The sequence below is a fragment of the Streptomyces lasalocidi genome, from assembly GCF_005280215.1.
GTDB classification, from domain to species: domain Bacteria; phylum Actinomycetota; class Actinomycetes; order Streptomycetales; family Streptomycetaceae; genus Streptomyces; species Streptomyces longwoodensis.
In genome coordinates this window covers 476,178-499,673 of sequence record NZ_SZNQ01000003.1, presented here as the reverse complement: position 1 = coordinate 499,673, position 23,496 = coordinate 476,178, and the positions used below count along the sequence as shown (strand labels likewise).

Annotated in this window: 17 protein-coding genes; all 17 read left to right on the top strand. The window is 69.4% G+C overall.

The features are described from left to right. The first annotated feature begins 684 nt into the window (after positions 1-684). The 17 genes from E4U91_RS37840 (at position 685) to E4U91_RS37760 (ending at position 23,477) form a co-directional block, all read left to right on the top strand. A complete protein-coding gene (locus tag E4U91_RS37840) occupies positions 685-1,635 on the top strand; it encodes a hypothetical protein (RefSeq protein WP_137311505.1) in 951 nt (316 codons plus the stop codon). Between the two features lie 182 nt (positions 1,636-1,817). Further along, positions 1,818-2,084: a hypothetical protein gene (locus E4U91_RS37835; RefSeq protein ID WP_241678999.1), complete on the top strand. Its 267-nt coding sequence runs from the start codon at positions 1,818-1,820 to the stop codon at positions 2,082-2,084. After that, positions 2,081-3,205: a conjugal transfer protein gene (locus E4U91_RS37830; protein ID WP_137311503.1), complete on the top strand. Its 1,125-nt coding sequence runs from the start codon at positions 2,081-2,083 to the stop codon at positions 3,203-3,205. The genes E4U91_RS37835 and E4U91_RS37830 overlap by 4 nt, the downstream gene beginning before the upstream one ends. A 16-nt stretch (positions 3,206-3,221) precedes the next feature. Continuing rightward, on the top strand, positions 3,222-3,563 hold the full coding sequence (locus E4U91_RS37825; protein ID WP_137311502.1) for a hypothetical protein: 342 nt from the start codon (positions 3,222-3,224) through the stop codon (positions 3,561-3,563). Continuing rightward, positions 3,560-4,123 (top strand): hypothetical protein, encoded by a 564-nt coding sequence (locus tag E4U91_RS37820; protein ID WP_137311501.1) that lies wholly within the window; start codon positions 3,560-3,562, stop codon positions 4,121-4,123. The genes E4U91_RS37825 and E4U91_RS37820 overlap by 4 nt, the downstream gene beginning before the upstream one ends. A gap of 42 nt (positions 4,124-4,165) precedes the next feature. Further along, positions 4,166-6,766, top strand: coding sequence for an ATP-binding protein (locus E4U91_RS37815; RefSeq protein ID WP_137311500.1), 2,601 nt, complete (start codon positions 4,166-4,168; stop codon positions 6,764-6,766). Next, a complete protein-coding gene (locus E4U91_RS37810; RefSeq protein WP_241678988.1) occupies positions 6,763-9,195 on the top strand; it encodes a hypothetical protein in 2,433 nt (810 codons plus the stop codon). The genes E4U91_RS37815 and E4U91_RS37810 overlap by 4 nt, the downstream gene beginning before the upstream one ends. Before the next feature lie 76 nt (positions 9,196-9,271). After that, a complete protein-coding gene (locus E4U91_RS39515) occupies positions 9,272-9,952 on the top strand; it encodes a hypothetical protein (protein ID WP_241678987.1) in 681 nt (226 codons plus the stop codon). Further along, complete coding sequence (locus E4U91_RS37800) at positions 9,945-11,402, top strand: peptidoglycan DD-metalloendopeptidase family protein (RefSeq protein WP_241678986.1); 1,458 nt, start codon at positions 9,945-9,947, stop codon at positions 11,400-11,402. Before E4U91_RS39515 ends, E4U91_RS37800 begins: the two co-directional genes overlap by 8 nt. Positions 11,403-11,625: 223 nt before the next feature. Continuing rightward, complete coding sequence (locus tag E4U91_RS37795) at positions 11,626-12,111, top strand: hypothetical protein (RefSeq protein ID WP_137311499.1); 486 nt, start codon at positions 11,626-11,628, stop codon at positions 12,109-12,111. 31 nt (positions 12,112-12,142) lie between these two features. Continuing rightward, positions 12,143-14,629, top strand: a complete 2,487-nt coding sequence (locus tag E4U91_RS37790; protein WP_137311498.1) for a type IV secretory system conjugative DNA transfer family protein — start codon at positions 12,143-12,145, stop codon at positions 14,627-14,629. Next, positions 14,626-15,660, top strand: coding sequence for a replication-relaxation family protein (locus E4U91_RS37785; protein ID WP_241678985.1), 1,035 nt, complete (start codon positions 14,626-14,628; stop codon positions 15,658-15,660). Before E4U91_RS37790 ends, E4U91_RS37785 begins: the two co-directional genes overlap by 4 nt. Positions 15,661-15,736: 76 nt before the next feature. After that, on the top strand, positions 15,737-17,038 hold the full coding sequence (locus E4U91_RS37780; protein ID WP_241678984.1) for a ParB/RepB/Spo0J family partition protein: 1,302 nt from the start codon (positions 15,737-15,739) through the stop codon (positions 17,036-17,038). Further along, the gene (locus tag E4U91_RS37775; RefSeq protein ID WP_137311496.1) at positions 17,035-18,150 is read left to right on the top strand and encodes a DUF4417 domain-containing protein; all 1,116 of its coding nucleotides are present in this window, start codon (positions 17,035-17,037) and stop codon (positions 18,148-18,150) included. Before E4U91_RS37780 ends, E4U91_RS37775 begins: the two co-directional genes overlap by 4 nt. Before the next feature lie 79 nt (positions 18,151-18,229). Further along, positions 18,230-18,631 carry a hypothetical protein gene (locus E4U91_RS37770; protein WP_241678983.1) on the top strand — a complete coding sequence of 134 codons (402 nt, stop codon included), beginning with the start codon at positions 18,230-18,232 and terminating at the stop codon, positions 18,629-18,631. Further along, entirely contained in the window at positions 18,631-21,237 is a 2,607-nt protein-coding gene (locus E4U91_RS37765) for a hypothetical protein (RefSeq protein ID WP_137311494.1), read from the top strand. The genes E4U91_RS37770 and E4U91_RS37765 overlap by 1 nt, the downstream gene beginning before the upstream one ends. Then, on the top strand, positions 21,237-23,477 hold the full coding sequence (locus E4U91_RS37760) for a hypothetical protein (protein WP_137311493.1): 2,241 nt from the start codon (positions 21,237-21,239) through the stop codon (positions 23,475-23,477). The genes E4U91_RS37765 and E4U91_RS37760 overlap by 1 nt, the downstream gene beginning before the upstream one ends. The last annotated feature ends 19 nt before the right edge of the window (positions 23,478-23,496 follow it).

Genomic DNA, 23,496 nt, shown 5'->3' with positions numbered 1-23,496 from the left:
CTTGACCATGCGCCGGGGCACCTGCTGTTTCCCCTTGACCCCGGCCCGGGTCAAGGGGAAACCCGGCTGCTACTGAGCGGCCACTGACCCTGCATCACCCAGTGAGCTGAGGCGCTGCACCGACGCCAGCGGCAGCCGACCCGAGAGGCGCTGTTCGGCCGGCGGATGGGCGGCCCGGCCGGACAAGACTTCCTCCCGAGCGCGCGCCGGAGTCGTACAGGACGCTGTGCAGAGGCGGTGGCAGCCTGCGGGCTCCAGGCCGAGTATGCGGTGGCGTCCGTCGCGATGAACGGAGGGGTGGGGGCGGTGACCCACCGGGTGGCCAGAGTGCGGGTGGACAGGAGCGTCCCGCGATGGGGTATGTCCATCCACTCGGTGTGCTCCATCCAATCCAGTGGAAGGAGCCGGGCCGGTGCGCCGCAGTCCATCCACTGACAGTGGTCTGCACTCCCGCTCTCGGTGGAAGTGGGGCGCGCCCATCCACCCCACTGCTTGAACACCCCCCCTTGACCACTCCACCCACCCCTTGACCACGGCCCCCTTGCCCAGCGGGGCCGGCAAGTGGGCAAGGCCGGTTTCCCCTTGACCCCGTCAGGCCGCAATCGCGGTCAGACCGCGGTCAAGGGGGCCGTCGGGAGTGTGAGCGCCATCGAGACCAGATGGCGCGAAAGGACGGACACGGACGTGGCCACCACCCAGCACACCCCGGCAACCGACTCCTCCGAGTCCGTGACCCGTTACACCACGATCTCCCTGATGAACCGCGACTGGGACGTACTCTGCCGCGACCTGAGGGCAGCCGACCGCGTGGCCCTCTGGGCGGAGGAGCACGCCGACCTCGCCGGAGCAGCAACGCCTCAGGACGTCGTCGACAAGATCTCCGAGCTCCACCGCCGCGGAAGGCTCGACCAGCACGACCGCGTGATGCACCTGCTGGTCGAGCAGGCCGCCGGGGCCGGCTTCGATTCCCACCTCGCGTGGAGGATCACGGTCCGGGTCCTACTGCCCAAGGCGATCCTGATGGCCAAGACCCAGCGCCGTACCGGCCTGCCGTGGGACGACGTGTGCGCGGCCGTCTTCGGCGCCGCCTTCGAGGTCGTCCGCACCTACCCGCTCGACCGGCGGCCCTGGCGGATCTTCAACAACCTCGCCCTCGACACCCTGCAGCTCGCCCGCCGCACCCTGGCCGCCTGTCTCGACGACGTCGAGGAGCTCCAGGAGTTCGCCGCCGGTGTCGCCCCGCTGGCCGCGGCCGAGCACCACACCCGCTACACGCACGTCGTCTCCAGCGACGACCCCGACACCCCCCACCGCACGGTCGAACTCGCCGACCTGCTGATGCGGGCCGCCCAGATGGAGCTCGTCGACGTCGACGAGCCGGCCCTGTCGCATCACGAGACCAGGACAGAGGTCCTCGACCTGCTGCTGTGGGCGGTGGAGGTCGGAGCGCTCAAGGAGCTCGAGGCGCAGCGCATCGCCCGGTACTACCTGGCCACCTCGCAGCGCCCCGACCAGCGCCACATGACCACCCGGTCCATGGGACACGAGGGAGACCTGCTGCGGCAGCACGCCAGCCGTGCCGTTCGCACGCTGCGCGCGAAGTCGGACCTCACGCAGTACCGCGCCGCGGCCTGAGATCGCCGGCGCCCCTCGGATCGGGCGGCGCAGAAGTCGCTTGAAGAAACCTCGGCCCGACTGTCACACCGCGCGCTTCCTCGACACCTGTAGCAGGCGAGAGGGCCGCCAGATCGGTCCCGCCCCACCTGAACACCCCCGCCCCGCCTCTTCTCGACTCCGGGAGAACCGACGTGACCACGATGTCCCCGGCCGGCACCGGCCGACAGCTGCTCGACGCCGACGAGGCCCGTGTGGCCCGTGCTTCGCGCGAGTTGACCAAGATCGCCGCCGCGCTGGTGAGCCGGCCGATGGACCGCGACCTGCATGAGCAGATGCGCGCCTTCCTCGACAAGGAGTCGGAGGCCTCCCTGGCGTCGTGGGACGTGCTGCTGCGGCGCACGCCGGACCAGCTCAAGGAGCGCATCTCGACGGTCCTGACCGTGCAGGCCCTGCGGACGGCGTCGTGAAGCGGCAGCGCCGGCGGCGTCAGGAAGCCAAGAAGCAGCTCGTCGAGGCGGACGCCTGGGGCGAGGAGGTCGACGAACCCCAGGAGACGCCGGCGGACGAGCCGGACGAGACCGGGTGGACGACGAGCACGGCCCAGATGGCCGGCCTCTCCCGGCTGTTCCGTGCCGGTGTCTGGGCGCTCGTGGTCTCCGGCCCGGTCCTCGGCGCGCTCGCGTTCCTCTCCTCGTCCGCTCCCGCCCAGGGCGCGGCCAAGCCGGCCGCCGCGGCGACGCCGGCGTCGCCCGTCGGGCCGGCCGGCTTCGCCGAACTGTTCGTCTCCGCCTATCTGCAGGCCGGCCAGGGCGCCGAGCGGGACCTGGCGCCGTACTACTCCGGCTCCGTCGCACTCGCGGTCAAGCCCGGGACCCGCACGGCCACGCAGTCCACCGTGATCGCCTCCCGCGAGGTCCAGCCCGGCTACTGGTCCGTCACCGTCGCCGCCGACGTCACTGCCCACGACGACAAGGGCAAGTCCACGCGGCTGGGCGTCCAGTACTTCCGTGTCGGCATCCAGGCCACCGGCCCGGCAGGCGCTGGCGGCACCGAGCAGGGCGACACCGCCGGCTACGCGGCGACGTCCCTGCCGGCGCAGGTGGCCGCGCCGGCAGCGCTCAAGCCGGGCGGCCTGGCGTACGAGACCGACCGCGGGTCGAGCAGCGCTGACCCGTCGGTTGAGACCGCCCGCGGGTTCCTGGCCGCCTACCTGACCGGGACGACCGAGCTCGACCGCTACACCTCGCCTGGCACGCGGCTCCAGCCGATCAGCCCTGCGCCTTACGCCACGGTGAAGGTGACCGGCGTCCAGGACGACTCGTCCGGCTCGGTCCAGCAGAACGTGCCGGCCGACGGCACGGTGCTGCACCAGCTGGTCCAGGTCGATGCCACGGACCAGGCCGGCAGCCCGGTCTCGCTGAGCTACGCGCTCAGCCTCAAGTCCCGCGCCGGCCGCTGGGAGGTCGCGTCCGTCGACGACGCCCCGGTCATGCGCGCGAGCAGCCCGCCCTCGGCGGCGCCGCACACCACCACCCCAAGCCCCGACGCCTTCACGGCATCTGGCTCGCCGTCGCCGTCGAACCCCTGAGAAAGAGGAAGAGTTCATGCACACCTTGGCAGCAGCCAACCCCGACCACGTCGTCCTCGCCGGCGACGTCCTCGACTGGGCCAATACCAAGACCGGTCAGGTCCGCGCGCTGGTCCTCACCGTGGCCACCCTCATGGCGATCATTGCCGTGCTGATGGCCTGGTGGAGGACCCGCTCCTTCGTCGGCACTCTCGTTGCATTCGTCCTGGCCGCCCTCGTGCTCTGGGGCATCAGCAACCTCAACGTCCTCAAGACCAAGGTCGGCTCGGAGATCGACGACACCGCGGCGTCGGTGTCCGTCACCCACGTCACCGGTGATGCCCCCGCTCTGACGGGTGAGGGCTGGCGGGTCGCGTGAGTGCCTCCGAGGAGGAGCTGATCGGGCACTCGTACACGCGAGCCCGTAAGCACCCGCTGGTCATCGGCAAGCTCCCGGGAGCCGGCCGGCTCCCGGGAGGGCCGTACACGATCACCCAGGTCATGACCATGGTGATCAGCTTCGGGCTCCTCGTCACGACGAGGGAGCTGTGGGCCCGCTTCGGCGCCATGAACTTCATCCTCATGGCGCTGATCCCCTGGGGCCTGGCCTGGGTGCTGCGGTATGCGCGGCTCGACGGCCGGGACCCCGCGCGCGCCGTGCGCAGCCTGATCATTTACTCCTCCACTCCGGCCCAGGGACGCCTGGCCGGCAAGCCGCAGCGGGTCGCTCGACCGCGACTGGCGACCGCCACCTGCACGGTGCGCGTCCGGTCCGCCGAGCGGCCCGCCCCGGCGGCCGCCACCACGCCCGTCCCGGCACCCGCTCCCGTGGCCCGGCACACAGCACACCCGGTACCGGTGCCAGCCGCGGCCGCGGTGGCCCGGGCGGAACCCAAAACCGGGCTGCAGGCCCTGTTGGTTTCCCTCGACGAGCAGTGACCAACCTCCTCGTCATCACCACCAGCACAGAAGGAAGAACCCATGCGTCTCCCCGTCCGGCACATCAGCGGCCACCTCATCTGGACCACTGCCGCCACCGTGTGGGCGGTGTGGCGCGTCGACACCGAGAATTACACCCACGCCAGCAAGTCCACGAAGCGTGAGCGGCTGGACTCCTTGGAAGCCCTCTTCAAATCCCTTCGGGGCGAAGCCCTCCTGCTCAGCCTGTGCCCGAGCGTCGACGCCGCGTCGGTCGTCACCCGCATGACCGCCGGCGTCGACCTCGATGCCTCCCCCGAGTACGTCGACCTGGCGCTGAAGGTCCTCGGCCAGCTCCAGGACCTCGAACTCACCGGCCGCGTCGACTTCCTCGCCGTCCCCCTGCCGCACCTCGACTTCAAGCAGAGCAGCCGGGCAGTCCTGTCCTCCCTCCAGGTCGAGGTCATGGGCGCGCTAGGCCTGCCGGTCGCCCCCATCTCCCTCTCCGAGGAGCGCCAGCGCCTGGAGCAGGCCACCCGCCTGGCGGCCGGCTGGCCCTCCGGCATCAAGATGCGGCCGGCCACCGAGGCCGAAGTGCTGTGGATCTACGGGCACAGCGCCCGCCGAGGCCTGAGCGAGCCGCTCCTGCCCGAGGACGGCGCCCCGCGCGCCCTGCGCGGCCGCGGCCACACGGTGACCGCCCACACCCAGATGATCCTCGACGAGGGCGGCCGCGGCACCCGGGCCTCCAAGGGCCCGACCAACCCCTTCAAGCGCCGCTACCTGCGCGCCACCAGCGAACACGGCGACTCCTACCAGGCGTTCTGCGTTCTCAGCGAAATGCCCGAAGCCTTCCGCTTCCCCGGCAGCGAGTACCTGGCTGCGCTGGACGAGTTCAACTTCCCCGTGGACTGGGCCGTCCGGCTGCACATCGAGTCCGGCTCGAAGGCCGAACCGAAGAGCCGGCGCCAGCAGCGCGAACTCGCCCACCAGCGCGGCGAATACGACGGCGAGACCTCCGGCGTGCCTGCCTCCCTCGACAAGGCGTCCTTCGCCCTGGACGAGTACCGCGACCGGCTCACCGCCTCCAGCACCGAGGTCGAGATCCGCGCCACCGTCGCCACCTGCGTGTGGGGAACCACCCCCGAGGAGGCCGACGAGAAGGCGACGTCACTGGCCAACCACTTCGGCGGCAACGACTACACGCTGGTGAGGCCCACTGGCGACCAGGTCGCGCTCTTCCACGGCATGCTGCCCGGCACCAAGACCCCGGGGCCGATGCTTGACTACACCCAGTACCTGCTGGCCAGGGACTTCGCCATGTCGATGCCGTTCTGCGGCGCCGGCCTGGGCGACGACTCCGGCAGCCTCTTCGGCCTGCAGCTCAACGGCGGCGGTGTCCGCCCCGTACTGGTCGACTTCTCCCACGGTCCCCGCGTCAACGCCTCCGCGTCCGCGGCGTTCGTCGGCGAGCTCGGCTCCGGGAAGTCGGTCGCGATGAAGTGCGCGATGTACTCCATCCTCACCACCGGCCACCGGGCCGGCCAGCGGAACTCCCGCGGCCGCGCCCTGGTCATCGACCGCACCCCGCAGCAGGAATGGTCGCGCTTCGCGAACGCCTGCCCCGGCACGACCCAGATCATCAACGTCGACGAGAACGCCGGCGTCTCCCTCGACCCCCTGCGCGTCTTCCGCGGCCCGCGCGCCGCCCGCTACACCGAGTCCTTCCTCACCCCGCTCCTGGACATCGGCTCGATGAGCATCGAGGGCATCACCCTCGCCGAGGCGATCGAGGCCACCCGGCTCAGGCCCAAGCCCAGCATGACCGCGCTGATGAACACGCTCGCCGACCGGGCCCGCACGCCCGACCCGGAGGAGCCGAACGACGGCGCCGTGCGCGCCGCCGCCTCCGAACTCGTCCGCAAGCTTCGGTCGCTGGCGAAGAAGGACCTCGGCCGCGTCATCTTCGACCCCACGCTGCCGGTCGTACGGATCACCGACGCCGACAGCATCGTCTTCGCCGTCGACCGCCTGGGCCTGCCCACCAAGGAGGAGCTCTCCGAGCACCGCCTCCCGAGCCTGGAGGTCGAAAAGCGCTTCGGGTGGCGGCTGATGTACCTGATGACGGCTCTGTGCCGTGAGATCGCGTTCACCGACCCGAACGAGTTCGCCGGCGTATTCCTCGACGAGTGCTGGTGGCTCACCTCCTCCGCCGAAGGCTCCAACCTGCTGCTCGAGCTCATCGCCGACGGCCGCAAGCACAACGCCGGCGCCTTCGCAGGCTCGCACGACCCCTACGACATCGGCCCGAAGTCGGAGATCGGCGACAAGATCCGGGCGCTGCTGTCCCACATCTTCGTCTTCCGTCACCGCGGCAAGGCGCTGGCCGCCAGGTGCCTGGAATTCCTCGACCTCGACCCGGCCGACGAGGAGATGCTCAAGGTCATCACCGAGAATCTCTCCCCGCTCAACGTCAGCGAGACCGAGCGCGCCTTGCGGGCCGGCGAGGGCCTCTACCGCGACCTCCGCAAGCGGATCGCGGGGATCAAGGTGCTGATCCCGGCGGACGAGAACGCCGCCGCCGCGATCACCACGACGCCGGGGCAGGGCACCGAAGAGGACGAGGCCGTGGAGTTCGCCGAAGCGGACGGAGCCCTCGCATGAGCCGCATTCAGCGAAGGGGGATCAAGCGACGCCTCGGGCTGATCGCCGTCCTGATAGCCCTGTTCACCGTGGTGCTGGCCCCCGCGGCCACAGCAGGCCCGTCGCCTTCGCCCAGCACCTCCGCGCCGGCTGCCGGCCCGGCCGGCAAGAACCTGAACCAGAAGCCGAAGGACGGCAGCGACGGCTTGCTCCAGCCGTTCAACGTCACCGACAAGGACGGCGTCCCGATCAGCTCCTACACCGTCAAAACGGACACAGGTGGCTGGAAGGACATCGACCTCAAGATCTGGAACATCGTTGCCCAGCTGCTCTTCGGCGTCTCAAAGTGGGTCATCGGCTTCACCTGCTGGCTGATCAAGTGGGCACTGAACTTCGGACTGGCCAAGGTCATGGTCGGCCCCGTCGAGGACATTTCCAGCACCATCAAAAACCAGGTCATCGACAGGTTGGGGCTTCCCGGCCTGTTCCTGACGTTCGCCGGCTTCTACTGCGGATGGCTGATCCTCTTCAGGGAGCGCTCACGAGGCTTCGCCGAGATCGGGGTCTCCCTCGTCGTCGCCGCACTGACCACCACAGTGCTTGTCTCGCCAGCCCAGGTGCTGCTCGGTCAGCACGACCAGGCTCAGCCCCAGGGCTCCACCATGCTGCTCTCGGAGGGCGGCCTGGTGGGCAAGTCGAAGGATTTCACTCTGGAGGTCGCCTCCATCGTGCTGGCCGACGACCCGGCGAGCGCCAGGGGCAGCGCTGATCCCAACAACGTGGCAAAGCCGATCACTGACGCTCTCGTGGAGGCGTTCATCGTCAAGCCCAACCAGCTCATGGTGTACGGGCAGACCTTCGACGGACAGTGCGACAAGGCGTTCCGTGAGTTCAAGCTCGCCGAGTTCAACCTCGACCAGCTCGGGATGAACTACTGGGACGCCGCAATGATGGACTCGATCTACGACACGAACTTCATCGGGCAGCTCACCGAGAACTCGAAGAAGTTCGAGGCCGCCTGCGGGGACGTCAAGCCAGCGGCCAAGCGGGCCTCCGCCGACCTCGCGTTCTCCGCTCTGTTCGTCGCGATCGCCGCCGTCATCGTGGCCATCCTCATGATCCTGGTCACCGGCACGTTCCTCACCGCGCAGGGCTGGCTGGCCTTCGAGGCGATCCGCGGCCACTGGGCCCTCACCGCCGGCATCCTGCCCGGCGGCGGCCGCGCCACCCTGTGGCGCTGGTTCTCCGCGATCATCAAGGCAGTCCTCGGCATCATCATCTCCATCCTCTTCCTGGCGATCTTCATCCTGATCGTCCTGGCCCTTATCGACGCGGACACCGGCGACGCCCTGGCCGTCAAGTTCATCGTCATCGACGTCACCGCCGTCGCCGGTCTGGCTGGCCACAAACGCATCAAGCAGACCGCGCAGAGCATCGCGGTCAACCTCAACCGCAAGCTCGTCAACGCCCGCGTCGGCGGATCCCGCCGCTCGGTGTTCAACAGCCCCGGCCGCTATGCCGAGACCGCCCCCGGCCTCAAGCAGATGTGGGGCGAGGCCCGCGGCGAGGCCCGGCGCGTGAGCAGGCCCGTCGGCCAGGGCATGAAGGCCGCCAAGAACGCCTGGGTCGGCTCGCCGCAGGCCAACCGCAAGGCCAGCCGCCTGCGGACCGCGGCCCGGCTCGCCACCAACGCCGCCGCAGCCGTGGGCACCGGCGGCGCGAGCGCGGCCGCAAAGGTCGCGGCACAACAGGCGGCCAAGCAGACCCTGAAGAAGCGGTTGGCCACGGCCGCCGCGAACAAGATGTCCCAGACCCGGGGTGGCAGGGCCACCATGGCCACCGGCAAAGCGGCTGCCGCCACCGCCAAGTACGGCGCGAAGGCAACGAAGTTCGCCTTCATGGCCACCGTCGGCGCGCCGGTGGGCATTCCCCGTGGCGTCGCCGCGACCAAGCGGGGCGCCGCTGCGGCCACCGCCCGAGCCGGACAGGTGCGCGACCAGCTCAAGGCCGTCAAGGAACGCACCATCGACAAGAAGGTCCAGGAGGCCGAGGACTTCGGTGCCGAGTACAAACGCAACGTCGTCTCGGCCGGCAAGTTCGTCGCGAAGCAAGGCACGAAGGCGCAGGTCAACCTCGGCCTGGCACAGATCCAGTCGAACCCCAGGGCCGCGGCTCCTCCCGGCCCGCGAGCCGGCGCCATCGCGCCGAAGGCTCCTGGGGACACGCCGAGGGCGGCCGGAGCCAAGACACCCGGCAAGCCAGCGACCACGACAGCCGGCACGAAGACGCCGGGTTCGGTGAAGCCCCCGGCCTCCGGGCCGGCGGCGGTGCCGAAGATGCCAACCCCGCCCACCCCTGCACCACCGACACCGCCGGTCAAGCCGGCCGGTCCACCTCGGGTCATCCGGCGAGCCACCCGGCCGCCCGGGCCGCCCAGGCCGCGGCCGTAGCCGGGGGCGGGGCAGGGACCTTCAAGGTCCCGGCCGCCCAGATCACCGCACCAGAACCACCTGACGGGGGACCTTCATGCCCAAAACCGATGCCGCGCGTGTAGGTGCTCAGCGGGGGACGATCGCGCTCTTCGTGGCTGCGGCCGTCCTGGCAGCTGTTGGTGTCGCCCTGATCCTCGGGCTCGGTGCAGGCGAGAGGCCCGCCGGCTCCGGATCGGCTCCGCGTACGACCGCGCCATCCAGCGCAGCGGTCGACAACGGCAAGGACGACACACCCCCAGCCGAGACCTCGCCCAACGCCGAACCGACCAGGTCTCATGACGTACCGGACCCGGACCCGGCGTCGGTTCCAGCGCCGGTCGACGAAGTGGCCCGGGTCTTCACGACCGCCTGGGCCAGCCACGACGCCCGGCCGGGCCGGGACTCTTCGTTCGACGACGCATCCAGGCGCGCCGCCGCCTACGCCGCCGGGGACCTCGCCGAGGACCTGCGCACCCACACCAGCGGCGGCGCCGGCACGCAGCAGTGGCTGAGCTGGAAGGACCGCCAGATCCAGGTGACCGTGACGGTTCTGCGGGTGTCGCTGCCGGATGGAGCGCCTGCCCCCAGCGAGGACTCCAGCTTCGCGCGCGTGATCTACAAGCTGAAGGAGTCGCCGGCCAAGGGGCCCGCCACCGAGTCGGAAGAGCAGGTGGCCCTCAAGCTGCGCCGCAGCGCCGACGGCAGCTGGCGTGTCGTGGGGCTGCCCAATGTCTGAGCAGGGCGAGCCCAAGGTCCTGCGACGAGTGCTGATCGCGTGCCTTGTCTCCTCCCTGCTCGGACTCGGCCTGATCATCAGCGCCGTGCTGGCCCTGTCGTCGGCGATCGGCGAGGACAACACGAGCGACGCACTGGAGAACGCGGGCTTCGGCGGCGGCCTGTCGGACACCAAAGAGATACCCGACTGGCTGCGCCCCATCATCCTCGATGCCGTGTCGAGGTACGGCTGTGCGGAGGTCACTCCCTCGCTGATCGCCGCCCAGCTCTACCAGGAGTCCAACTTTCGCAAGAACCCGCCCGACGGCGGAGCCGGAGCGTTGGGCATCGCGCAGTTCATCCCCTCCACCTGGGCGACTGAAGGCATCGACGCCAACAACAAGGGTGGTGCGGACCCGCTGGACCCTGAGGACGCGGTTCCGTCGATGGTGGCCTACGACTGCAAGCTCGCTGATGAGATCCGCAGCGTGCCCGGTGACGTCGTCGACAACATGCTCGCCGCCTACAACGCCGGCGGGAACAAGGTGAAGAAGTACGGCGGGATCCCGCCGTACGAGGAGACACGCAAGTACGTCCGCGAGATCCGGGACCGGGCTGAGCGGTGGTCCGCACCGATGGATGGCAAGACGTCCGGTGGTCTGGCCAAGGTCGTGGCGGGCGCCAAGGAGGCCTACAACACTCCCTACGTCCTGGGCGGCAACTGCAAGCCCCCGTTCCAGGGCTCCAACGGGTGCGACTGCTCCAGCCTGGTCAAGTACGCCTGGAGCAAGGTCGGCGTGAACCTCCCCAGGGTCACGTACGACCAGGTCGACATCGGAACCGAGGTGAACGCGCAGAAGGACCTGCGTCCCGGCGACCTGCTCTTCTCGGGCGGCAGCGCCTCCAGCCCGGAGCACGTCGCCATGTTCATCGGCGGTGGGGAGGTCATCGACGCGCCGCATACCGGTGCCCGCGTCCGGATCAAGCCCTTCTCGTTCTGGAAAGACCGGATCTTGATCATGAAGCGGCCCAACTACACCGAGCCCGGCTCGGGCAGCGCCTCGGGCTCGTGGGTTGCCCCGGTCGCCGACAGGCACATCGGCACCGGCTACCGGGTCTCGGGGTCGATGTGGTCAAGCGGGTACCACACCGGGATCGACTTCCCGGTGCCTACGGGGACCGCGATCCGCGCGGTGGGCCCGGGCACCGTGGTGACGGCCGGCTGGAACAGCGCGTACGGCTACCAGGTGGTGATCAAGCACGGGGACGGCAAGTACTCGCAGTACGCACACCAGTCCTCGCTGAACGTCTCCGTGGGCCAGAAGGTGAAGGGCGGCGACCGGATCGGATACTCCGGGGCCACGGGCAACGTCAGCGGTCCGCACCTCCACTTCGAGATCCGCACCGGACCGGAATACGGATCGGACATCGACCCGCTGGCCTACCTCCGCGGTCACGGCGTCGACATCTGACCCGTCGGTCGGCGTCACGTGCCCCTGCAAGGGGTCGTGACGCCGACCGACGCAACACCGCGAAGAAAGTCGGAGCGGAGTGTCACACCGAGCCGGATCCCGGCACCTGTAGCAGGTGAAAGGCCCGTTCGCTCTTTGGAGGTGCCGCCGTGCTCCCGACTCTCCCCGTGCCCGCTCCGGCCGCCGCGGCGCCGCCGCGCGTCTCGTCCTCGGGCGGTGGGCGATGACCACGAGCGACCTCGTCGACGGCGCCATCGGCTTCATCGCGGACTTCCCCGGTCACGCCGAGCGGCTGGCGGACTCGGTGATGGCCAACGCCTGGTGGGTCGCGCTGCTCGCCCTTGCTGCCGGCGGCGGCGCTGCCGCAGTCCGCTGGGCCTGGTCGCGCGGCCCAATGGCCAAGCGAACGGCTCTGGAGGTGCTGCCGACCACGGGCTTCGACCCGAAGCCGGAAGAGGTCATCCGCTTCGGGCACCAGATGGCCCGTGCGCACAAGAGCGTGTCGCGCTGGCTCGTCTCCTCGACCCGCACCAGCGCCCTCCGTGTCCGCTTCACCTGCTCCAACGGATCGCTGTCCATGAGGGTCGAGGGCCCGGACCGAGCGATGTCGGTGCTGCGCCACCAGGGCTACGCCCAGGTGGAGATGCGGCCGGTGCAGGCCGACGGCCGGGCTGCGCGTGAACGGCCGCAGATCCGGCTCGGCTCCTGACGCCCCGACGCACACCACAGACAGGTTGATCATGACCATCGCATCAGACACGACCGTCGCCCAACCGGTCGATCTCGCCAAGCCGGAAACAGTCGGCCGCGGCAGGCCGGCCACCCGGGAGATGCACTACGCCCGCGCCGAGCTCGCCCTGGCCCTCCCCGACCACCTCGCCCTGCGCGAGGTGCCGCTCACCCCGGATCCGCTCGAGGCTCTGGCCAACGCGGTAGCCGACGTCCGCGAGGACCTCGGTGAGAGCGCCGACGTCGTCCTGGACCTCGTGCCCGTTTCCCCGAACCGTGTCAGCAGCCGCCGCCGGCGCCTGTTGGCACAGGCCCGCCGCAACCCTTCCGACGGGCCGGCCATACCCGGCATGCCCCAGCAGCGCACCAACCGGTTCGGCTTCGACCTCGGCGCGGTGATGTCCGAGATCGCCACCGAGATGAAAGGCAACCAGGGCGGCGGCGCACGGCAGCGGCAACATCACCAACAGCGCACCACCTACCGCATCACGGACATGAAGGCCGCCATGGGCAAGCTCGTCCCCGGGGCCGAGCCCGTCTTCTCCATGCAGCTGCTCGTGCGCACCTGCGCTCGCGACGAGTACCGGGCCCGGATGCTGCTGGACCAGGTCCTCGCCGCACTGGAGCCGTGGTCCGGCGACAACCACCTGCGCCCCGTCGGCCTCCACCTCGGAGTCACCCGTGTCCGGGCGGACCACTGGATCTACCGGGGCAGGTTCGACCGCCGCTTCGAGACCGGGCTCTTCGTACCGCGCCGGCACTCCTGGGTGACCGCCCAGGAGATCGCCGGGCTGCTCAAGCCGCCCACCAAGCACAACATGGCCCCGAACATCGCCCGCTCGGGCGGAGTCGTCCCGCCACCGCCCGCAGCGCTGCCGACGTGGACGGGACAGCGTGGTCTGCTGCCTCTCGGGTGGGTGGCGAAGCCCGGCGGCGGAGAACGCCTCGCCGGTGTCCCGCTGAAGTACCTGCTCTTCGCCCTGTTCGTTGGCAAGTCAGGCTTCGGAAAGACCGAGATGTCGCTCGTGCAGGCGATCGCGATCGCCCACGGCGGGTTCGGCGTCCTCTTCCTTGATCCCCATGGTGACGGCTGGACCCGTGCCCGGCCGTACCTGGCGCACAAGGAACTGGCCAACCGGATTTGGGAGATCGACCTCACGAGCCCCGAGCTCGACAAGATGGTCGGCTCCTGGAACCCGCTGTCGATGGAGCGCCGTCGCGAGTCCGAGATCACCGACATCGTCCAGTACATCGTCACCGGCTTCGCCGCGGCCCTGAACTGGTCCGACTCGGCCGGCCGTGCGAAGACCATCCTCACGCGCGCGGTCGAGTCCTTGGTGTACCTGTCGTGGCAGGTCTGCCGCGCGGGCCGGCCCGACCTTGCGCCCACCGTCTTCCAGATCCGCACGATCCTCACGAACGCCGTCTGGCGGACCAACGTGCTGCGGTACCTGCCCAAGGACATCCGGGACTTCTGGGAGAACGTCTTCCCGGGCTACAGCAAGGAAGCCATCCCAGTCGTCACGAACATCATCGAGCGGCTGTCCTCCTCCAACGCGATCAAGGCGTTCCTCGGGTCGAGCCGGTCGACGTACGACATCCGGCACGCCATGGACACCGGAAAGATCGTCTTCGTCTGCCCCGCCGGCACCGGGGACGTCGACCGCATCATCAGCTCCCTGCTGATCTACGACCTCTTCCGGGCCGGCCTCTCGCGGCGGAACACCCCGCCCGACCAGCGGCGCGACTTCTACACCTTCATCGACGAGCTGACCAGCGTGGACGGCGCATCGAAGGGCACCCTCGCCCAGATCACCGAGCAGCTGCGCAAGTACAACGTGAAGCTGCTCGCCATGACGCAGATGGCGCAGCGGTTGAGCGCCACCACCAGGCAGGGCCTACTGCAAAACCTTTCCATCCTGTCGACGACCGCGTCCGACGTCGACGAGGCGACTCTCGTCACCCGCCGCTGGGGCAAGAAGGTCGCCCCCGACACGATCGTCCAGCTCAACCGGTACAGCTACGTGATGTCCGTGACGCTCGAGTCGGGTTCGACCGACCCGTTCCGGGTCCGCGGCGCCTCGGTGGAGGACCTGTACGGCGACTACTACCGGCCACAGAACGAGGAGCGGCTGACGCGGGCCATCGACGAGAACCTGCAGCGGCGCTCGGTCCGCGACATCCTCACCGACCTGCGCCGCCTGGACTCGCGGCTGCGCCGGTTCATCGTCACCCTCCCCGTTCCCCCGGACGACGACGAACCGGTCGGCGCCGATCTGCCGCCGAGCGAGCCCGGCTTCGACGAGTCCGCACCGCCCGACCCCGAAGGCCCGGACGGACCGGTCGACGGCACCGCGGCCGGCAGCGGGGCGGCAAGGCCGCGCGTCCACGACAGCGAAGGCACCGTCATCAGCGGCGCGGAGCCGAACCCGGCCGAAGAAGCCCCCGCCAACGTCCACCCGATCAACCCCCACCAGAACCAGTCGAGGCTCGGATGACCCTGCCCCCTGTCGAAGCGACCGCCGCGGCGGCGCCCACGCGTAGCTCCGCGTCACCCACGCGCAGCTTCCACGCGATCGGCGGCGAGGTCCTGGAGTTGCTGTACCAGCACCGGGTGCTCTCCACCCAGCAGCTGCACGTGCTACTGACCCTGCCCGAGAAGCGGCCGGCCCGCCCCGTGTACCTGCGCTGGCAGCTCGGCGAGCTGCTTCAGGCCGGGCTGGTCGACCGGATCCGGGCCCAAGGGCCTGGCGGCCGCGGGCGGGTGCAGAGCCAGCCGTTCTTGTGGTTCCTCACCGAAGCCGGCGCCGAGTCCGTGGAGGAGGCCGGCGAACTGCCGGCCCGACCGTACCGGGTGACGCCCGAGTCCGTCGCGGGTGCCCGGCAGGCGCACACGCTCGCGGTGAACGAGGTCGGGGTCGCCTTCGTCGAGTGGGCGCGTCGGCTGGGGCACGAGTGCGGGCCGCTGGACTGGACCCCCGAGGTCGCCAACCGGATCCGCGACGGTCAGCGCCGCTTCGAGGACGACCACGTCATCAGCGACGCCGTCCTCGACTACGTGCACGTGGAGAACGGGCGGCGCACCATGCTCAGCTTCTTCGTCGAGCTCGACCGCGCCACGATGACCTCCGCGCGGCTCGCCGCGAAGCTGCAGGCGTACGGTCGGCTGTACGAGTACGTCCCGCAGAGCGCGGATCGCACGCGCCGCACCCCGAACGCGACCAGGCCGGCGTGGATGTACAACTACCCGGTCTTTCCCCGGGTCCTGGTGGTTCTCGACGCTGCGCCGCCGAAGGCCGGGGAGCCGGACCGGCGCCCGCAGCGGCTGGCCGCGCGCACCGAGGACCTCTACACGCGCGCCGGTGCGGACGTCCGCCTCAGCCGGCTCAAGGGCGACATCAACATCGGCGTCACTACCCTGCAGCAGCTCCGGGAGCACGGGCCCTTCGCCCCGATCTTCACTCCGCTGCTGCTTGGCACTCCGGCCACCCGACCCGCCCCCACCGACCTCTACCTCGCCACGAAGTGAGGCCGCTGCCTGCGGCCCTGGAGGAAGCAGCGCCATGACCAGTACCTCCTTCGAGGCTCCGCCGGACGGCGGGAGCATGATCCGGCTCACCGAGATCCTGCACCGCAGCGTCAAGCTGCGGCAGCGGCGATTCGAGATGCTGCCGCTACGCGGCCAGGGCGCCCCCTTCACTGAGCTCCACGCCCGCAACCCCTCGGACACCCTGCCGCCGTCGGAACTCGCCGACCTGATCTCCTCCATGTCCGTCATCGGTCTCCTCGAGCCGGTCCTAGCCGAGGAGATCGTCGTCGACGGCAAGGCGCCGACAATCCGCCTGGTCACCGGGGAGCGCCGCCTGCGGGCGATGCGTTGGGGCGCCGTCAACCGGCCGGAGAACCCGCACTTCCAGGCGCTGCCGGCCGTGGTCTGCCCGGGCCCGTTGTCCGAGGAGGAGCGTCACATGTGGCGCTTCGTCGAGAACTTCGCCCGCGAGCCCCTCCGGCCCGGGGAGCAGGCCGCCGCGTTGCTGTACCAGCGGTGCGCCATCCTCGTCGGCAAGCTCCTCAAGGCCGGCAAGCCCGTGCCGCAAGAGGTCTACGCGATTCCCGATCCGGCCGAACGCTTCCTTGCCCTGGAGAAGATCCGCGGCACTGACAGTTCCTGCGCCGCACCCTGGAGCGAGGTGCTGGACCGCTTGGGACTGCAGCTCAACGAGCGCAAGGCCGGCGAGCTCGTACGGGCCTTCCGCGCGCTGCCGCGTGACCTCACCGAGGAGATGGACGAAGCCGCGATCCGCCTGAACACGAGGATCAGATTCGCCGAGCTCCGCAACGGCCGGGCACAGGCTGCCGAGGGCATCTGGGCCGCTCTGAAATCCTCCAAGCGGCTCCACCTGCTCCCGACCGCCGTGAACGTCGGCCTGGAGGAGCCCGAGCTGGAACCAGACGAGATCATCACCGAGGCCGAGGAGCGGCAGGAGGCGGCGAACGCCGGTCGCCGGGCGAAGCTCTCCCGCGTCCTCACCCACGCTGAGGACCAGGAGGAAACCGACGAAGGCGATGACGCTGGTGTTTCGGCGGCTGCCGCCGCGGATGAGGTCGCAGAGATCGCCGAGCCGGGCTGTCCGGTGCAGCCGGCGGCGCCAGCGGAGGCCGCCGCAGAAGCAGTGCCGGCCGACGTCGCCCCGAGTCGTCCGGCGGTGGAGTCGAACACGATCCGTGCCGCCCTGGACGGCATCCGCGGGCTGCTGGCCGAGGTCCGGGCCGGCAAGGAGATCGCGCGGTACGACCGTGGCTCCCTGCGCCTTGCCCTGCGCGAGCTCCACGACCACCTCGAAGGCGCCACCGCCGACGGCGCGACGGACCACAATGCAACCACCGAAGGAAGCGAAGCAGCATGACCAGTGTCTCCCTGCCCATCCCGACCGTCGGTGTGCCCCTTCCGGGCCGCGGCTGCGACTGCAGCAGCTGCGCCTTCTACGCCGGGCCCGACGGCCGGGGCGGCCCGGCGACCGTCGAGCCCCTGTGCACCGGCCAGAACTCCGACTGCCGGTTCTGCGGGTGCTCGGCGGCCGAGGCGGACGCTCCGGCGAACGCGTGCGTGACCCGCAAGTGCCCGATCCGGTGCGGGAGCCGGACCGGCATAGCCGGGTGGATGGCGGACGTCGGCGGCACCCTGACCTTCGACGACATCACCGTCGACAGCACGCTGCCCGACGGCCTGCCTGCCTTCATCCCCATGACCGACGGCTCCGCGGTCACCAAGCTCGACGCCAGCCTGAACTGGCCTGCCTACGGGGTAGGTCTGCGGCGCGTGTTCTCGCCCGACACCCACACGCTCTACAAGCGGTTCACCGAGCAGACCGCCCGCCAGGCCCTAGCCCTCGGGGACCACCAGAAGGCCGTGCTGGTCGGCTACGGCGAGGACCCGCTCGTCGAGGCCTTCTGGACCCGGCGCGGCCGCGACAGGCTCGTCGAGCGGATCGCGGAGCAGGAGTGGGACCTGGTCCTCTCCTGCAACTACAGCATCTACGGGGACTGGCCGCGCACCGAACACCTGCTCAACATGCGCCGATCGCTGCTGCTCGCGCAGGAGTTCGCCGAGGCCGGCGTGAACGTCGTGCCGAACGTGTACTGGTTCCGGCTCGAGGACCTCCAGCGCTACCTCACCTGGATCGAGGACACCCAGCCGGCCGGCATCGCCATCAACGTGCAGACGGTCCGTGACAACGCCGACTGGGACAGCTGGGAGCGGCCCGGACTGCACTTCCTGGCCGAGAACCTCCCCGCCGACATGCCGGTCATCCTCACTGGCCTGTCCCGGGCCAACCGCATCGCCGAGATAGCCCAGATCTTCGGCCCCAGGCTGACCCTGATCTCCCAGAACCCCCACCAATACGCCCTGCACGGCGCGGTCATGACCGCCAACGGGCGCGAAGACGTCCACGCCCGGGCCGAGGACGCCTTCGCCGCGACCGTCCAGTACATGGCCTCGCTCCTGCCCCGCCGCTGAAACTTCTTCGCCCGCACTGTCACACCGGCGGCTCCTCCCACACCTGTAGCAGGTGAAAGCACCTTTAGGAGGAGCCTCCGTGACGACTGAACCCAACCCCATCGATGCCGGGACGGCGGAGCCGTCGCCGGCCGCTCCGGCCTGGCGACTGTGGATCCTGCTCGTCTGGCACCCCGCACTGGGCCTCCCTGTCGACCCCGTCGCAGTGCTCGGCCTCGACGAGGGCCGGCAGCCGGCCGAGCGGGTCGTGCGCTGGGTCCCCCTCGTCTACGAGCGGGCCGACCCCTGGCGCGAGCGTCTGGGCGAGACCACCACCAGTGACGACATCGAGCGCTGGATCGCGCAGTCCGGGGGTGCATGCTCGCTCGAGCCCACCGACGTTCCGGAGGGTGCGCTCGACCTCACGCACGCAGCCGACCGCGTTCTGGACGAACTGCTCGCCGAGGTCATCCCTGCGCTCCCGCAGAGGGGTGACGGCTGATGGGCACCGGCAGCAAGTCCTCGCACGCCTCCTACGCCGTAGGGCCCACCACCGCGTCAGAGGCGGACGACGTGGTGGCCGAAGCGCCGGCGCAGCCCATGTCCGACGAGGAAGTCCAGGCCAAGGCCGACCTCCTGATGGCGATGAACCTTATGGAGGAGATCACCGACCCGCCGTTCGCCCTCGACCCCGAAGACGAAGTCCCGACGGACCCCGTCGAGCGGTACAACGCCTTCGTTGGCCAGGTCGAGCAGGCTCAGGAGGCCATCGAGAAGCTGAAGGAGGCGGGTGCTTCCGACGAGGAAATCGAGGCCCACACCAAGGCGCTGAAGGCGCAGACCCTCGCCTACCTGAACTCGCTCGACGAGGACGACCTCCGCGAGATTGCCGAGGCCAAAGGCTTCGAACACCCGGCGCTGGTGGGCCTGTCCGGCAAGGGCCAGCACCCCCTGGTCCACTGGCTCGACCCGGCGTATCCGGGCGACCTCTCGTCCAAGGCCAAGATCCAGGCCGCTGCGCTCAGCCGGTACGAGGAGCTGCTCGCCGGCAAGACGGTCGGTGGCATGACGCTCGCCGACCTGCACGAGATCGAGGGCACCGAGCCGCCTGTCGGTGGCGGCGCTTGGAAAGCTACGCCGGGCGAGGTCGCCTCCGCGGCCCAAGCGGTTACCGACTCGATCGATGCCTGGAACAAGGCAAAGAAGGCATACGGGCCTCAGTTCCACACACAGAGGGCCGAAGCTCTGTACGTGATGCTCGCGGCTGAGCAGAAGCTGGCGTCGGCCGACTGTCCCGAGCTCGGCGAGGATCTCGCAGCGGCCAAGGCCCAGGCCAAGTCGGCGGTCAATGAGGCTCTCCACAACGCGTACCTGCGGCCGAAGGACCTTCAGCCTCTGGTGCAGCAGGCGCTCGCTTCGGGGCAGCTGGGCGAGACCGAGGCGATGCACCTCGGTCCTCGCGCGCTCGTGACACTGATGCGGCCGAGCCCACCCGAGAGTGAAGTGCAGTCGCTGAAGGAAGTGCAGTCGCTGAAGGCCCTCGCGGCCAAGCGGCAGGAGCAGCTGGCCAACCTCGATGCAGCCTATGGTGCCCACGTCGCGATGGCTCCCGGTGGCGGCCAGCCGTTGAACCTGCCGCCGGCGGGCGACCCTGGCGCGTCGCAGGTGATCGCCGCGTGGGCGAAGAACGCCGGCGACGTCCGGAACATGCAGACGGATGTGAACGCCTGGTACGCCTATACCCAGCAATGGGGTGCCAGCGACTCTCCGTACGCCGAGCACCCTGCTCTCGAGCCGGAGAAGTACCTCAAACCCGGCGATCTGACCAACGACTTCAAGGCGTGGGCCACGAAGCAGAAGCTTTCCGACCTGCGCGCTGTCGCGGGCGAGCTGGGCATGGACAACAACGCCAAGGCCACGCGGGCTCAGGTCCAGAACTACATAGCCGCGAGCTTCAACAAGAAGTACGACCAGCAGGCCATCAAGGACAAGGTCAACGCGGCCATCGCGAAGAAGGAGGCAGCCAAGTCCGCCAAGGCGGCTGCGTCGCCGTCGGCGAAGGCCGACGGCGGGTTGGCGTCGGACGAGGCGGTCCAGGCTCTGGCGAGCAAACTGCCACCGAAGGGCACGGCCGCGGCAAAGCCGGTGAAGTCACCGAAGCCGGGCTCGTTCAACGCCAACGTCCAGGCCATGATAGCTGCTGTCCAGCACGCCAAGGCGACCAACCAGGACCTGCCGGCCCGCATTGACGCCAAGGAGGTCGCCAGCTGGACCTTCGGCGCCGGCACGACTGCGTCCCACCTCGGAGGGATACACACCAAGACCATCCATGCCGCCCCGGATGGATCGCCATGGATGTTCAAGGCCGATCACAACCATGGCGGCGCACTGGGCCACACCGAGGCGGCCGCATCCCAGATCCTGGCTGCGAGCGGCGTCCCGTCGGTGCCGGTGTACCACCACAAGACCAAGGACGGCACAGCCGGCTCGGTTCAGCCGTTGCTTCAGGGCGCGAAGCCGTTCACTTCAAGCCCCAGCCAGTGGACGCAGACCCAGGTGGACGCCATCGTGCGGTCGCACGTGGGCTCGTGGCTCATCAGCGATCACGACGGCTACCAGGACAACTGGCTTCAGACGCCGTCTGGAGGGCTGGTGCAGATCGATCACGGCCAGGCGTACAAGTTCTTCGGTGCGGACAAGCTCTCGGTCAATTACGACCCCAACGGGGTCACTCCTATCCACCAGAAGCTCTACCAGGCGGCGCTCTCGGGCAGTCTCGCCCATGGCGTCAAGATCAACCCAGCCGCCGCACACCCTGTGATCAAGCAGTTCGAGTCCATGCCGGACGCACAGCTGCGCTCCGTCCTGCACTCCACCGCCTACGAGGGCGCCAAATCCGGTGTGGCCTGGGTCCCGCAGATGCGCAGCCGAGCGGCCAAAGCCCTGAAGATCCCGCAATCCCAGGTCACACATGACCAGATCGCCACGGCGTTCCTGGACCACGCCGTAGAGAGGAAGAACAACTTGCGCGAGAACTTCTCCGACTTCTTCGTCCAGCAGCTGGGCCTGCCCTCCGGCGCCTCCCTCAAGCACGGCGGTGGTAGCTGATGGGGACCGGATCGAAGTCGAGCCACCAGAGCTACGCGGTCAGCCCCACCGCGCTCGCCGAGGCCCCTGCCGCCCCGTTGGACATCACCGGCGCGCCGGCGGCAGGTGCGGGGGCCGATCTGACGGGCGTGGCCGCGGGAGCTTCGGGGGACGCGGCGTTCGAGGTGCCCGAGTTGCCTGAGCCTGTTGTCGGGCCGGCTTCCCCTGCGGAACCACCTGTCGACGAGGACCCGCTGGCGGAGCTCGATGGGCTCCTGGGCACCGAATCCGAGCCCGAGCCTGTTGCGGCCGCCGAGCCGTCTGAGGACGAGGCCCAGGAGGCGTCCGACGAGGGGGAGCTGCAGAGCAGCGGTGAAGGGCCGTCGGCGGAGGAGGACGTGCTGCTCCAGGCCGAGGACGAGGAGATCGAGGAGGACGAGGAGGAGACAGATCCCCCGCTGACACCGGTACCGACGGCGCCTCCGGTGGGCGAGCCCACCGGGACGCCGATTCTGGTGGGCGGGGACGACTTCATCAACTCCGAAGCAACCCTGGTCGCCTACGACTCGCCGGACGGCCCGCGGGAGGTGCTGCTGACGCACATCTCCGAGGAGGCCGAGGAGAAGCTCCTCGACGCGCTGAGCATCCCCGGCACCCACATGGAGGAGATTCAGGTCGAGGAAGAGGTCAAAGAGCGCCTCGACCTCGACAAGGAGAAGAAGCTGGCCGAGCTGACCAAGACCGCAATCACCTCCGTGCAGCACAAGCTCAAGGGCAGCCTGCCGATGTCGGACGCTTCGATCGCGAAGCACCAGGCGGCCGTCGACGCGGTCACCGCCGTCCTCAACGACCCGTCGATCAGCGACGAAGAGAAAGCCATGGCCCAGCACTACATGGACCAGCTGGACGTCGTGAAGGACAAGATCGACAACGGTGGGTCGGTCATGCCGTGGATGGACGCCTACGAGGTCACCGCGACCAAGATGGTCACCAAGCAGATACCGGTGCCCAACGGGGATCCGGAGCCCGGCACGCTCGCCGCGACGGTCCGCAAGGCCAGCAGGATCCAGGCGAACCTCGACCCGGCAGCCGGGCAGACGTCCTGGGACGGTGTCAGCCGCTCTTCCGCCCAAGGCACGGAGTATGAGATCGACATGGGCGACGGCTGGAAGGCCGTCTACCGTCCCTACAAGGACAACAACCCGGCGAACACAGAGTTCTCGCTACGGGGACAGCTTGAAGTCCACGCCCCTGCGGGCGCCGGCCACGGCAAGGACCTCGTGGATCGGCTGGAACAGCTGCACCTGATGAACAAGCCGATGACCGCGGCCGAGGGCGAGTGGACGTACCTGGCGAACAACATCAAGGCCCAGGGACTGGAGGGCTCCGCCGACATGAAGGCCGCCATGGAGACGGCCCAGGGACTCCAGGATCTCCAGGTTCAAGAGATCGTGCACCAGCGCATGGAGTCCCTCATGGGGCTCGACAGCGACGCGCTGCAGACGGCCATGAAGCGAATTCACCTGGAGGCATCCCACAAGGTGCTGCCGATGAAGGTCGAGGTCGTCCGAGACGCCGTCGCGAAGGCCTCCGGGTTCTCCAGCGGCGCCGAACTTGCGGCCAGCCCTGGCTACGAGCCGACGCCGTCCACCGGAGGGAAGTGGCTGACCTGGTCGCGCTTCGACGTGACCAGCAAGAAGGCGGAGATCCAGAGCGCTTTCAAGGGCCGGTCACTGACCCACAACCTCAACGGCGGCGATCTCGCCAGCCTCCTCGGCACTGGGGTCCTGGCCTCCACAGAGAAGCGGGCCGTAATGGGCATCGGCGGGAACCTGGGCATGAGCGAGCAGGACGACAAGATGACCGGCGGCGCCAACAGCGTGTTCCTGCGGGTCAAGAAGACACCCAGCTCCCCGGGTGGAGGCCGGCTGATCTGGGATGACCCGAGCGTACTCATGCAGCGCAGCGACTACTACGCCTACAACGGCGACCATTACGGCGCCATCAATCCCGCGCACTACAACTACAACGCGGGGGCGATCACCCGGGACCCGATGAAGATCGCCAACTTCTCTGGCAGCAGCAACGAGATCATGTTCCGAAATGGAATCGACCTGCTTGGGGCGGAGGCCCCCAGCAGGATCGTGTGCCACACCGCCGCGGAGCGCAGCAGCATCCTTGCTTCCCTCACCGCGCGGGGCATCACCCAGCTCGGTGGGAAACCCGTCGAGGATGTCCTGTGCACGGAATACGACTACTAGGGCTGACCAGGAGCGATTC

Bases quoted from the DNA above. Each gene is read 5' to 3' on its own strand.
- E4U91_RS37760 (WP_137311493.1), top strand. From the start codon at position 21,237: ATGGGGACCGGATCGAAGTCGAGCCACCAGAGCTACGCGGTCAGCCCC.
- E4U91_RS37815 (WP_137311500.1), top strand. From the start codon at position 4,166: ATGCGTCTCCCCGTCCGGCACATCAGCGGCCACCTCATCTGGACCACT.
- E4U91_RS37785 (WP_241678985.1), top strand. From the start codon at position 14,626: ATGACCCTGCCCCCTGTCGAAGCGACCGCCGCGGCGGCGCCCACGCGT.
- E4U91_RS37790 (WP_137311498.1), top strand. From the start codon at position 12,143: ATGACCATCGCATCAGACACGACCGTCGCCCAACCGGTCGATCTCGCC.
- E4U91_RS37795 (WP_137311499.1), top strand. From the start codon at position 11,626: ATGACCACGAGCGACCTCGTCGACGGCGCCATCGGCTTCATCGCGGAC.
- E4U91_RS39515 (WP_241678987.1), top strand. From the start codon at position 9,272: ATGCCCAAAACCGATGCCGCGCGTGTAGGTGCTCAGCGGGGGACGATC.
- E4U91_RS37765 (WP_137311494.1), top strand. From the start codon at position 18,631: ATGGGCACCGGCAGCAAGTCCTCGCACGCCTCCTACGCCGTAGGGCCC.
- E4U91_RS37810 (WP_241678988.1), top strand. From the start codon at position 6,763: ATGAGCCGCATTCAGCGAAGGGGGATCAAGCGACGCCTCGGGCTGATC.
- E4U91_RS37775 (WP_137311496.1), top strand. From the start codon at position 17,035: ATGACCAGTGTCTCCCTGCCCATCCCGACCGTCGGTGTGCCCCTTCCG.
- E4U91_RS37835 (WP_241678999.1), top strand. From the start codon at position 1,818: ATGTCCCCGGCCGGCACCGGCCGACAGCTGCTCGACGCCGACGAGGCC.
- E4U91_RS37800 (WP_241678986.1), top strand. From the start codon at position 9,945: ATGTCTGAGCAGGGCGAGCCCAAGGTCCTGCGACGAGTGCTGATCGCG.
- E4U91_RS37780 (WP_241678984.1), top strand. From the start codon at position 15,737: ATGATCCGGCTCACCGAGATCCTGCACCGCAGCGTCAAGCTGCGGCAG.
- E4U91_RS37825 (WP_137311502.1), top strand. From the start codon at position 3,222: ATGCACACCTTGGCAGCAGCCAACCCCGACCACGTCGTCCTCGCCGGC.